This window comes from Lactococcus sp. S64, from assembly GCF_016516525.1.
Taxonomy (GTDB): Bacteria; Bacillota; Bacilli; order Lactobacillales; family Streptococcaceae; genus Lactococcus; species Lactococcus lactis.
The window spans coordinates 63,067-76,089 of sequence record NZ_JACVUQ010000001.1 but is presented as its reverse complement, the minus strand read 5'-3'; the positions used below and the strand labels follow the sequence as shown (position 1 = coordinate 76,089).

At 35.5% G+C, this 13,023-nt stretch carries 11 protein-coding genes; 1 reads left to right on the top strand and 10 read right to left on the bottom strand.

Translation table 11 applies throughout. The features are described 5' to 3' along the window. Nucleotides 1–879, bottom strand: coding sequence for an ABC transporter ATP-binding protein (locus tag IAE51_RS00355; RefSeq protein ID WP_033900038.1), 879 nt, complete (start codon nucleotides 877–879; stop codon nucleotides 1–3). 155 nt (nucleotides 880–1,034) lie between these two features. On the opposite strand from IAE51_RS00355, the gene IAE51_RS00350 reads away from it, so the two are divergent. Next, on the top strand, nucleotides 1,035–1,592 hold the full coding sequence (locus IAE51_RS00350; protein ID WP_058203680.1) for a TetR/AcrR family transcriptional regulator: 558 nt from the start codon (nucleotides 1,035–1,037) through the stop codon (nucleotides 1,590–1,592). 43 nt (nucleotides 1,593–1,635) lie between these two features. Here IAE51_RS00350 and whiA read toward each other — a convergent pair whose 3' ends face one another. The 9 genes from whiA to IAE51_RS00305 all read right to left on the bottom strand — a co-directional run bounded on the left by whiA (nucleotide 1,636) and on the right by IAE51_RS00305 (nucleotide 12,832). Then, on the bottom strand, nucleotides 1,636–2,553 hold the full coding sequence (whiA, locus tag IAE51_RS00345) for a DNA-binding protein WhiA (protein WP_015426241.1): 918 nt from the start codon (nucleotides 2,551–2,553) through the stop codon (nucleotides 1,636–1,638). 103 nt (nucleotides 2,554–2,656) lie between these two features. Continuing rightward, entirely contained in the window at nucleotides 2,657–3,640 is a 984-nt protein-coding gene (gene yvcK / locus IAE51_RS00340) for a YvcK family protein (RefSeq protein WP_033900040.1), read from the bottom strand. Then, on the bottom strand, nucleotides 3,637–4,524 hold the full coding sequence (gene rapZ, locus IAE51_RS00335; RefSeq protein WP_200094427.1) for an RNase adapter RapZ: 888 nt from the start codon (nucleotides 4,522–4,524) through the stop codon (nucleotides 3,637–3,639). Before rapZ ends, yvcK begins: the two co-directional genes overlap by 4 nt. A gap of 79 nt (nucleotides 4,525–4,603) precedes the next feature. Then, on the bottom strand, nucleotides 4,604–6,049 hold the full coding sequence (cls, locus tag IAE51_RS00330) for a cardiolipin synthase (RefSeq protein WP_010905657.1): 1,446 nt from the start codon (nucleotides 6,047–6,049) through the stop codon (nucleotides 4,604–4,606). A gap of 86 nt (nucleotides 6,050–6,135) precedes the next feature. Continuing rightward, nucleotides 6,136–8,040 carry a fructose-specific PTS transporter subunit EIIC gene (locus tag IAE51_RS00325; RefSeq protein WP_023189394.1) on the bottom strand — a complete coding sequence of 635 codons (1,905 nt, stop codon included), beginning with the start codon at nucleotides 8,038–8,040 and terminating at the stop codon, nucleotides 6,136–6,138. Next, entirely contained in the window at nucleotides 8,040–8,957 is a 918-nt protein-coding gene (gene pfkB / locus IAE51_RS00320) for a 1-phosphofructokinase (RefSeq protein WP_200094424.1), read from the bottom strand. Before pfkB ends, IAE51_RS00325 begins: the two co-directional genes overlap by 1 nt. Nucleotides 8,958–9,040: 83 nt before the next feature. Next, nucleotides 9,041–9,742, bottom strand: a complete 702-nt coding sequence (locus IAE51_RS00315) for a DeoR/GlpR family DNA-binding transcription regulator (protein ID WP_010905655.1) — start codon at nucleotides 9,740–9,742, stop codon at nucleotides 9,041–9,043. 120 nt (nucleotides 9,743–9,862) lie between these two features. Continuing rightward, complete coding sequence (locus IAE51_RS00310) at nucleotides 9,863–11,002, bottom strand: M20 peptidase aminoacylase family protein (RefSeq protein ID WP_058211992.1); 1,140 nt, start codon at nucleotides 11,000–11,002, stop codon at nucleotides 9,863–9,865. Between the two features lie 66 nt (nucleotides 11,003–11,068). Next, nucleotides 11,069–12,832 carry an oleate hydratase gene (locus tag IAE51_RS00305; RefSeq protein ID WP_085624504.1) on the bottom strand — a complete coding sequence of 588 codons (1,764 nt, stop codon included), beginning with the start codon at nucleotides 12,830–12,832 and terminating at the stop codon, nucleotides 11,069–11,071. Between the last annotated feature and the right edge of the window lie 191 nt (nucleotides 12,833–13,023).

Here is a 13,023-nt window from a genome sequence, read left to right as displayed (position 1 = left end):
CTATTGATAATGTCGCATAAACAGATCTTCAAGTGTTGGTGGCGTGGCTTCCAGCTTCTTTACCCCATAAAGTAAGAGTGTTTTTAAAATTTCATCTATTGCATCTGAATCGGCTTGAAATGTCGCTTCATTCTCTTTAATTTGTAAATCATGAACAGAAGATAATTCTTTTAAGCCAACAGCTTCTTGTTCCGTTTCAACTTTATACTGATATCTGGTCAAATGTCGCAAGTCATCAAGTGTGCCTGTTTCAACAATCTCTCCTTTTCGGATCACCGCTACCCTATCAGCTAATTTTTCAACTTCTGATAAAATATGACTTGATAAAATAATTGCTTTGCCAGCAGCTTTTAGTCCTTTTACTTCTTCTTGAAAAACGGCTTCCATAAGTGGATCCAAACCACTCGTTGGCTCATCAAAAATATAGAGCTCAGCCTCAGTTGCTAAAGCAGCAATGAGCGCAATCTTTTGTCGATTTCCTTTAGAATAAGAGCGAACTTTTTTCTTAGGATTTAAATCAAACTTTTTAATTAATCGGTCTCGTTTTTCTTGATTGATTGCTCCATGAAGTTTTAAAAATAAATCAATCGTTTCTCCGCCAGATAAATTTGGCCAAAGGTAAACATCCCCTGGAACATAAGCAATTTTTTTATGAATCTCAATTGAATCTTGCCAGACATCCTTACCAAAAATTTGAACTTTTCCTTGGGTCGCTCGAATGATTCCAAGCAAAATTCTAATTGTTGTTGATTTCCCAGCACCATTAGGGCCAATATAGCCAAGAACTTCTCCAGCATTTACCTCAAAAGAAACATCTTTTAAGGCTTGAAATTGACCAAAGTTTTTTTGAAGTCCTTTTACCTCAACTAACTTATCCATCTTTCTTCCTCCTGAATTTTATCCTCTATTATCATAAAATGTACTGAATCATTACTTATAGTTCATATTGTACGCTTACATTTGAAATAGTTCAAGAAAAAAGCTATAATTTTTGATAGTAAATACCCAATCCAATCAAGTTGAAAGGAACTTTTATGAATCAAACAGAAAAAAAGAAAAAAGCGATTCTAGAAACCACTTTTCACTTATTAAACCAAAAAACAATTAGAGAAATTACCGTTGACGAAATTGCCCACAAAGCAGACGTTTCAAAAGTGACACTCTTTAAATATTTTCATAGCAAAAATCAATTGATTAACCAGGTTATTAGGCAAAATCTCAATCAATTGTCTATGGAAATTAAAACTCTTATTGAAAGTAATTTAGATTTTAATCAGACTTATCAAGCAATTCTTCAATTAAAAATTCAGCAACTTGAACATTATCAGCCGATTTTTTCAGAAAACATGATGACTCAATATACAAATAGTCCTGAATTACTAGATGATGATGCCCTTTCTTTACAGAAGCAGATTTATCTATTACTTTTTCAAAAAGGCCAGGCGGAAGGAAAAATTTCTAGTGATTATAGCCAAGAAGATTTTCTTCTGATTTTAAGTATTTTCAATTCAGGAATGAAAGGTTTATCAATGAATTTACTTATAGAAAAAGCTGAAATCGTTTCTCGTTTTTTCCTCAATGGGTGGAAATAAGACAAAGTATAAAAAAACTAGCAAGAATATCTAGCTAGTTTTTTTAATTCTCAATTTTTCTTAACTCATTAGCTTGTTCAACAAGTTTTCTAAGTCGGTGATTTACTCCAGACTTCCCTAAAGGGGGTTCAAGCAACTCTCCCAACTCTTTAATTGTTGCTTCAGGATTTTCTAGACGTACACGAGCAATTTCCTTTAAATTCTCTGGAAGTTGTTCTAATTCTTTTCTCTCATTAAGAAATTTAATAGCATTAATTGCTTCTTGAGCCGCCATAACTGATTTAGCAATATTAGCATTTTCAAAATTGGACTGCCGATTAGCTAAACCACGCATTTCACGCATAATCTTCGCCTCTTCAAATTTCAATCTTGCTTTCATCGCTCCAATTAAAGTCAAGAAATCCATTATTTCTTCAGCTTTTGATAAATAGAGTATCCAGCGATTTTTCCTTTCAATAACGCGCGCATTTAAACCAAAATCTCGAAAAATTTCTTGTAAATCTTCCGCATGTTCCTGATATACACTAGCAATTGATAACTGATACTCACCTTTTTCAGGATTATGGAGAGAGCCTGCTGATAAAAAAGCTCCTCGTAAATAGTCCTTTTTGATAAATTCATCATTTTTAACAAATTCTGGCACACCATTATCCAACATCAACGAATCTGCTAAACTTAATTCATCTAATAATTCACTCGCACCCTCAGTTATAAAAACCGTATAAACCCGATTTTTAGAGAGCGTAGTCTTTTGATGAACACGAATTTCAGCATGAACATCGTAGAGTTCTCTTAACATTTGATAAATATATTTAGCAGTTCCAGCATTTTCAGTCGTAATTGATAAAGTTAATCCATTAAAAATACCCACAGAGCCATTCATTCTGACAAGTGCCAAAAGTGCTCCAGTTGTTGCTAAATTACTTGTTAATTCTTTTTTTACATCACTTGTGAAACTCATAATTCTTTCTATACAGGACAGGATATTTTTTCCCTGCTCTATTCTTTCTGTCAGACTTTTTTCTTATAAAAATTTACTGACAAACACTCTGTCAGTAAATTTTTTAATGTCTAAACTCTTGCCTTTGTGAAATTGCGACAATTTCTTTAGCAACAGCTTCACCATTATGAAAGGCTCCGCCGTCACGAAGTTCAAGGAAGTTATTAGAGATAACGTTGACCTCTTCTGCTTTTAATGCCTCAAAATCATGGTCAACTTGAACCAGATATTCATCAAATTTATTCGTATTCATGTATTCTTCAGGAACTTCTTGAATATTCACCAAGACAGTATCAATCACTTTTGTCCCAATATGTTCATTTAATACTCGAACATGGTCAGCATCTGAAAAACGTTCTGTTTCCCCACGCTGAGTCATGATATTACAAACATAGACAATTTTAGCCGAGGTTTTCCAAAGAGCCTCGCAGATTTCTGGAATAACGATATTAGGTAAAATCGAAGTAAAAAGTGAGCCAGGTCCCAAGACAATGGTATCTGCTTCCATAATTGATTTCACTACATTTTTGGACGCAACTGGACTATCACCACTAGCTGTTTGAGTTAAATAAACATGGTCAATCAATCCCTTATAGCTAGCAATATGACTTTCACCTAAGACCTCATGACCATCCTTAAAAACAGCATGTAAGGTCAACGCGGCATCAGACGAAGGATAAATTTTCCCTTCCACATGAAAAAATTGAGCTAATGTTTGAATTGCACGATAAGTTGAACCCTGCATTTCAGAAACTGCTGCAATAATTAGATTACCCAGAGGATGACCAGCTAATTCACCATCAGATTTATCAAAACGATATTGTAAAATATCAGCATAAAACTTGGGCATATCTGACATGGCAATCAATACATTACGCAAATCACCTGGCGGTGCAATATTCACCGCTGAACGAATTCGCCCAGAAGACCCACCATCGTCTGCCACAGTTACAATAGCCGTTAAATCAATTTTTTCTTTACGAAGTGCTTTTAAGACAACTGGAATTCCAGTTCCTCCACCAATAACTACAACTTTTGGATTGCTCATGAACGATTTACCGTTTCCTTTCTACGGTCTTTATCTCTATGACTGACATTGAGATGCCATTTATCCTTCAAAGCCGCAGAGACTCTTTCAGCAAAAGCAACCGACCGGTGTTGACCACCCGTACAACCAAAAGCGATTGTTAAAACTGATTTACCTTCTTTTTTATAAGCTGGAAGAATTGGAACTAACATTTTCATCAAATTTTCATAAAATTCTTCCGACTGTGGATGTTCCATAACATAGTCATAAACTTCTTTATCTGTTCCGTTTTTATCACGTAATTCAGCAATATAATGCGGATTTGGCAAGAAACGGACGTCAAAGACTAAATCGGCATCTAAAGGCAAGCCATACTTAAATCCAAATGACATAACTTCAATTCTAAATGTAGATTCCGTACTAGAAGCAAATTTTTGTAAAATTCTTGCTCGGAGATTTCTTGGAGTCAATTCGCTTGTATCAATAACCACTTCTGAAAGATTTTTTAAATCAGCTAAAATTTCACGTTCTTTAGTAATTCCATCAAGCGTTCTACCAGCAATAGCAAGAGGATGACTTCTTCTAGTTTCCTTATATCTTGAAACCAATTCAGTATCATTTGCATCTAAAAATAAAAGTTTGAAATTAACAGACCCGTTATCAGTCAATTCAGTCACAATACTTTGAATATCTTCAAAGAAAGCGCGTGAACGCATATCGACAACCAAGGCAACTTTATCAATCTTATTATCTGGTGTATTCAAAAGGCCCACAAATTTTTCAATTAAATTTGGTGGCATATTATCTACCGTGAAATAACCCATGTCCTCAAAGGATTGAATGGCAACCGTTTTACCTGCCCCAGACATCCCTGTAATAATCACAATATTGAGTTTATTCTCCATTTCTCTCCTCCATTTTCATCTTACTCTTTTAAATTTTTTCTTCAATAAATCTTACTACTTCAATTTTTAATAATAGGTATCAGAGCATTGGTGCAATTAAACGAGCTAAACCTTCTTTAAAACGAACTAACTTAGAACGTTCTTCATAACGCTCTAAAGTTAATGGACGGCTCAATTTCAAATCCTTCATAAAATCATTTCGTAATTTTTGAGAAATGTCATAATCATAGATAACAACATTAGCTTCAAAACATAATTGCAAACTTCGATAATCTAAATTAGCTGACCCAACTGAGGCATACTCTCCATCAATAATCAATGTTTTAGAGTGAACAAATCCATTTTCGTAAGTATAAACTTTCGCGCCATATTTAACTAAATCAGCAGCATGGAAATAAGTCGCCCAATAAACCAGTGGATGGTCCGGCTTATTTGGAATCAATAATTTAACCTGTACACCCGATAACAATGCTAATTTTATAGATTCATGTAAAGCATCAGACGGAATATAATAAGGGGTTTGAATGATAATTTCTCGCTCTGCACCCGAAATCATCTTCATGTAAGTTAATTTGATTTGCTCCTTGTCCTCATCTGGTCCCGAAGTCACAAGTTGAGTCGCTACATGACCTTCAACAATAGAGTCTGGGAAATAAGGCTCTCCCTCGGTCACTTCAAAATGATGTTGAGAATTCCAGTCTAAAATAAAACGATGTTGTAGGCTATAAACAATATCACCAGTCAAACGTAAATGATTGTCACGCCAATAGCCAAATTTCTTTGTAATTGAAGCATATTCATCACCAACATTAAATCCACCCGTGTATCCAATAATTCCATCAATAACTACAATTTTACGGTGTAAACGATAGTTTGTTCGTGGATTAACTAAAGGCATAATTAATGGAAAAAATTGCGCTACATGCCCACCAGCCTCCTGAAGTTCTTTAAAATTAGACATTTTTGTTTTATTTGAACCCCAAGCGTCAATTAAAAGTTTAACTTCGACTCCTCGTTTTGCAGCTGCAAGTAAAGCATCATAGATTTCATGACCCATTCGATCCATCCGAAAAATATAATATTCCATATGAACGTGATGTTTTGCTTTATTAATATCATCAATCAGAGCATTAAATTTCTGACGTCCATCATTGAAGATTTTCACACCAGTATTTGTTGAAATAATTGATTTTTCTTCAACATAAAGCATATGAATCAACTGACCAATTACATGATTTTGTCTCATTTTTTTAATAAATAATCGATCTGTGTAAGATTTTTCAGCATGTTCTAATTGTTTTTCAAAACCCAACTGAAACCTTTTTCGGTCTTTAAAAATACGATAATGCGAAATGCCACGTCCAATGAGTAAATATAAAATAAAGCCTATGATAGGCAGTAAATTAACTACAAAGAGCCATGACCAAGTTGCCGCTGTTGATTTTCTTTCCCTAAAAATAATGACAAAGGATAATATAACATTAAGGAAAAAAAGCGCCAGCTCAAAAAGTGCAATAAAACTCAAAATAATCTCTCCCAATCCCCCAGTTTACTTCCTCTATTATATCAAAAAAAGCGGTATTAAACCGCTCTTATTATTCTCATTCATTTTTATTTTGCTTTTTTCAATGCACCAAATAATAGGCCTGAAACAATTGCGCCAATCAAGATGAACAAGAGATAAAGTAAAGGATTGTTTGTCAAAGCGAGAACGAAGACTCCACCATGTGGTGCCATCAATTTAATGTTTGCCATACCAGTCAAACCACCGGCTACTGCTGCTCCAATCATAAATGATGGAATTGCGCGTGCGGGGTCAGATGCACCAAACGGAATTGACCCTTCAGTGATGAATGAAAGCCCCATAACGATATTTGTCAAACCAGCATTGCGTTCTTCTTTAGTAAATTTATTTTTAAACAAGATAACAGCGACTGTAGTTGCGAGTGGTGGAACCATCCCACCAGCCATAACGGCAGCCATTGTTACTGAACCACCAGTTGAAACTGTTGCTGCTAAAGTACCAGTTGCAAAGATATAAGCAGCTTTGTTAATTGGACCCCCAAGGTCAATAGCCATCATTCCACCAACAACTAAACCAAGTACAAGGGCAGATGCTCCTGATAGACTCGCTAAGAAGTTAGAGAGACCGGTATTAATTGCTGCCATTGGGATATTGACAAAGAGCATTAGGAAACCTGTAATAAATGTTCCAACTAATGGATAAATCAAGATAGCTTTAATTCCATCAAGTGAACGAGGAAGTTTTGCAAAAGCTTTACGTAAAAGGATAATGACACCACCGGCAAGGAAACCACCAACTAGGGCTCCTAAGAAACCAGACGGAATCATTTTAGCAGGATCTAAATGACCAAATGCAAGACCAGAAGATGCCATAGAACCAGCGACAAAACCAGCAACTAAACCAGGTTTATCAGCAATAGAGTTGGCAATGAAACCAGCTAGAACAGGTAACATAAAGGCAAAAGCTGCACCACCAACATTTTTAAAGTAAGCTGCTAAAGGATGATAAACTCCTAGATTAGCCAATTGACTTTGAGGAACTCCCATTGCTTGGTCAATCAAGAAAGCAAGAGCAATAAGTATCCCACCACCAACAACGAATGGAAGCATTGCAGAAACCCCACCCATTAAGTGTTTATAGAATGCTTTTCCTAATCCACCAGATGATTCTTCTTTTACTTCATCAGATCCGTCTGCTTCATAGATTGGTGCTTTACCTGAAAGTGCACGATTAATTAATTCTTCCGTATCTCGAATGGCATGTGCAACTGGAACTTGAACCATTTCTTTACCAGCAAAACGATTCATTTCAACTTTCTTATCCGCAGCCACAATAACAGCATCTGCTTTTTGGATATCAGCTGCACTTAATTTATTATCAATTCCACGCGCACCATTGGTTTCAACTTTAATTCCAACGCCCATTTCCAAGGCTTGTTTTTTAAGCGCTTCTTCAGCCATATAAGTATGAGCAATACCCGTTGTACAAGCCGTTACAGCTACAATATAATGTTCAGCATTTTCAACAGTCTTAATTTCTTCTTGTTTTTCAGAAAAAAGCTGAATGACCTCTCTTGGATACTCAACTTTTCTCAAACGATCTTGGAAACCGTCTTTAAGAAGATAAGTTGAAAGTTGTGCTAAAGCTTCCAAGTGAGTATCATTAGCACCGTCTGGTGCTGCTATCATGAAGAAAAGATTGACAGGTTGTCCATCTAATGCGGCGTAGTCAACACCAACTTTTGATTTTGCAAAGAGAACGACTGGCTCATTGACCGCTGTATTTTTACTGTGAGGCATTGCAATTCCGTCGCCAAGTCCGGTTGAAGTCTGTGCCTCACGGGCCATAATTCCTGCTTTAAAAGTTGCGAAATCATTGACATAACCTTCAGAAACTAATTTATTGACCATTTCATCAATAACGGCTTCTTTGCTAGTTGCTTGGAGGTCAAGAATCATAACCTCTGTTTTAAGTAAATCTTTTATTTCCATCATTTCACCTCTGAAATATTAACTTTTTTATAAATTTCTTCCAAAAATGCTCGGCTTGGCATATCATCTGAGAATGCCTTTGAAGTTCCACAAGCGATTGCTTGTCTAAATGCTAATAGCGGGTCTTTAGACTGGCTATATTCAGCTAAAAATCCTGCAACGGTCGAATCACCAGCACCAATAGAATTTTTTAACTCTCCTTTAATCCCTTGAGCAAAATAAACTTTCTCATTTGTAAAGAGGAGCGCTCCATCACCAGCCATTGATACGATAACATTTTGAGCACCCATTTCTAAAAGTTTTTGACCATAAGGAATGATTTGCTCATTATTTTTGAAGCTTGTTTCAAAGATTGCTTCTAGTTCTTCTCGGTTTGGTTTAATGAGTAGGGGATGAGCAGGAAGCGAATCAAGTAATTTTTGACCATCAACATCCATGACAAAAGTTGCTTTTTGCTTTTGGACTTTAGCAATCAAACGCTCATAGAAATCTTCACCAAGACTTTTAGGGATTGTACCTGCAAAGACAACGATATCATCTTCTTTCAAATGATCAAATTTTTCAAGAAAATGATTAATTTCACTTTCTTGAAGTTTTGGTCCAGCCGCATCAAGACTTGTTTCGCTTTCCTGACTTTTCAGCTTGACATTAATTCTTGTCAAATCTTCTATTTCTGTGAAATCCGAATCAATCTGATTCTCATCTAAGAAATCTTTAATATATTGACCAGAAAATCCACCTAGAAAGCCTAGTGCCTTGCTTTTGGCACCTACAAGACTTAGCATGCGACTTTCCATAATTCCTTTACCACCTGCTGAAATCTGTGTTTTCCCTGTTCGGTTCACCTCACCAAGTGCTAACTCTTCATAATTCATGAAGTAGTCAAGTGCTGGGTTGAGTGTTACTGTATAAATCATAATTCTCCTTTATGTAAGACGTAGGTTTGCAAATACTAACTTTTAGTGAAATTTTTTTCACACGATTCATTTAAAAACAAACGCTAATTGTTCTCGGTAATTAATTCAACTTCTTCAGAATTAGCAAATTTGACAAAACTCATTTGTCCTAATTTAGAAGAATCGGCTAATATGAAAGCATTCTGGCTTTGTTTGACTGCTAGTCCTTTTATTGCTGCTTCTTCATGGTCTGGCGTCATTGCTCCGTGTTCATTGTCAAAGCCGTTAGCTCCAACAAAAGCACTATTGAATTGATAAGCAGAAAGTTGTTCTAAAGCCTGACTCCCAATTATTGCATCTGTTACCTTTTTCACTCGTCCACCGAGCAGATAGACGATTAATCGGTCATCTGTTAATTTCGCCAAATGACTGACAGAGTTGGTTACAATCGTTAAATAAAGATGAGATTGATTGATAAGTTCAGCTAAGATACCAGTTGTAGTCCCAGCATCTAAAAAAATAATATCCCCATCTTTAATTTTCGATAATGCTTTTTGAGCGATTTCTTCTTTTTCTTGAATGTTTTTGGAAGTTTTTTCGGAAATACTTAATTCTTCCGATAAGTCTTGTGTAAGTTCTGCACCACCATGAACTCGTCTTAAAGATTTTTCTTTTTCCAATTCATTCAAATCTCGCCTAAGCGTCGATATAGAGCAATCCATTAACGTAAGAAGTTCTTCAATCGTTGCTCTTCTTTTTAATTTTAGATAGTCAACAATCCGTCTTTTTCTTTCATTTGCTAACATTTCCATCTCCTGAATTCGTTTACAAAAATCATTATAACACCTTTATCTTTCAAAATCAATCATTAACTATCATTTTCTTCCAAAAAAACTCAAAAATAAAAAACTATCTAATAATAGTTTTTATTTAAAGTGTTCAAGTAATTGATGAGCGCTTTCCAAATAGTAGTCAACAGCAACTTTTAGAGTTTCATCTTGAACGACCATATCAGCAAAATGAAGTCCAGAGGCCCCTTGTTCATTTGAGCCAATAAAAGCAAAGACACTTGGAGCTTGCTTTTGATAATTAGCGAAGTCTTCCCCCGCACTTGACGGCTCTGGATATACTACCTTATCATGCCATTGCTCGGTTCTTTTCCTGATAACATCTGTCAACTCGAAATCGTTGAACGTAAGGTCCGCTTCCATTAACCATTTAATCTCTAGTTCAACATCATAAGCTTTTGCAGTGGCTTCGATAATTTGGCTGAATCTTCTCTTTGTTAAAGAACGTACTTCATTGTCAAAAGTTCTTATTGTCCCTTCTAAGCGGGCATTGTTTGGTAGAACATTCCAAGTATTTCCGGCTTCAATGTGTGTGACAGATACAACAGCAGCTCTCAGTGGTGAAATATTTCTAGAAACAATCTGTTGTAGATTTTGAACAATTGCAGCACTAGCTAAAATCAAATCTTGACCTTCTTGCGGATATGCCGCATGACTTCCTTGACCTTTTATTAAAATTTCAAAACGTTCAACGGCTGCCATTACTCCACCCTCACGTAAGCCAATTACTCCAGCTGACAAAGTAGGCATATTATGGTAGCCAATAAAAGCTTGAACATCTGAAACTAATCCTGTTTTTAGAACTTCTTTGGCTCCTTCGCCAATTTCTTCGGCAGGTTGAAATATAAGTTTGATTGTCCCACTAAACTGACTTTCCTTCTCTTTTAGAATTTTAGCAGCTCCTAAAAGACTAGTCATATGTAAGTCATGACCACAAGCATGCATTGCTCCTTTGTTTACAGAGGAAAATTCTAATCCTGTTTCTTCTAGAATAGGTAAGGCGTCAATATCTGCTCTTAGCGCAATAATCGGTTTTCCTGAGCCAATTTTTGCAACAAGTCCTGTTTTAAGCTGACTATCCATTATTTCAATTTGCCAATCTGCTAATTTTTGACGAATAAATTTTGTCGTTTCAACTTCTTTTTCTGATATTTCGGGATGAGCATGAAGATAATGTCTAATTTCAACAAGCTCTTGGTATAAATTTTCTTCAATCATAAGAATAATTGTATCAAAAATAGCGAAGGTTGCTCCTTCGCTATTTCTTGTGACTTCATTTAATTTTTAAATCAAACCCGCATCTTCTAGAAGTTCTTCAATATATGTTCCTTTGATTTTCTTAAGTCCAACTTTGAGCGCTTGTTTTTTAATAAATGAGAGCTCTAAATCTTCTAATTTTTGCTTATCTGATAGATAGTAGGCTGAACTTGCTAAAGTTCGTAAATCATAAGCCGAAGCATAGACTTCCGGAACACCGCGATCAACATTTAATAATTGATAAACAGCTTCCATCGCAGTTCTGACTGAATACTCGGTTGTAAAGACTGTATCACGCTCAGTTTCCGCAAAATTTCCTAAAAACGCTAAATTGACTGATTGTTCAGGTACTACAAGAGGGCGATCCCCTGGTTCACGAAGCATGAAATAAGAAGTAATGAAAGGCATATATACTGGAATTGTATTAGTATTTTCTTTAACAAATGCTTCAATTTCTTCTTCTGGCATTCCTAAATGATAAAGTAATTCTTGAGTAATTTCTTCACCTGTACAATCTTCAATTGGTTTTTTGATATAGTTCCCAGGTGTATTTGAAAGAAGACCATAAACCCAAGTTACTGTTTCTTGGTCATTTTGTTCTTTAAAATGAGGTTGGCGGTGAGTTGTAAATGAAAGGAGCCAATTTGAATCTTTAACAGTAATAATTCCTCCTGTGACAACTTTTCCTGAACGCAATTGACGATGTGTTAATTTTTCAAAATAAGGTTGAATCTTTAAATTTTTCCAAGTGACAGTTGCTGATACAACCCAAGCTTCTTTTGGAATGTCCTTACAAAAAACATCTGGATGTCCAAATTCTTCTGATTGTTTAGCTAAATTTTGCCAAAGTTTCCAAGAGCCACCAAGTTCACTAGTTTTCGGAGCAGCTTGTGTTGGTGAACCTTGAGTTGAACTTTCTGTAATTGAACCATTTGTGACAAAAACTAAGTCATTTTCTGTCAGTTCTTTTATTTTTTTGTCAGCAAATACAATAGCTTTTGCTACCTTTTTGCCATTTGAAAAGTCAACTTCAACATTTTCAACCTGTGCTCCATATTTAAAATCAACTCCATGATCTTTTAAGTATGAAATTAATGGTTTTACTAGCGATTCATATTGATTATATTTTGTAAATTTTAGGGCAGAAAAATCAGGTAACCCCTCAATATGGTGGATGAAACGCATAATGTAACGACGCATTTCAATAGCTGAATGCCATTTTTCAAAAGCAAACATTGAACACCAATAAAGCCAAAAATTTGATTCGAAGAACTCATCAGTAAAGCAATCTTCTATTGTTTTACCTACAAGTAGTTCTTCTTTAGTCATGAATAATTTGATTATTTCTTCTTGAGCTTTTGGACTTAGGGTAAATTTTCCATCATCATCAACCCGTTCACCACGATTATGGATAATACGACAGTTAGATGAATTTGGGTCATCCCGGTCAATTCGATAAAATTCATCTAAAACAGATGCATTGTCCACTTCTAATGACGGAATTGTTCGGAATAAATCCCAAAGACATTCAAAATGGTTTTCCATTTCACGTCCACCACGAACAACGAAACCATCATGTGGAATAAAGGAACCGTCAAGAGAACCTCCTGACAATGGTAACTCTTCTAAAATATGAATACGGTCCCCTGACATTTGACCGTCACGAATTAAAAATACTGCTGTTGCAAGCCCTGCAAGGCCTGCCCCAATAATATAAGCTGATTTTTGATCAACATTTTCTGGTTTTCTTGGGTGAACGAAAGCTTCATAATTTCCATTTGTATAACGCATAATAATTAACCTCCTCTAATCTAAACAACATCAGTTTGACTAAATTTTTTAGTCTCTTTACTTCTAATTCTCCTCCAATCTCTTACTAATTTCATCATAGTACAAGAAGAAAATGATTGCAAGAATCTGAAATAGTTTTTAGACAACATGTCTATTTTGTCCAATTTTTATAAAAAAAAGCACTGAAAAAA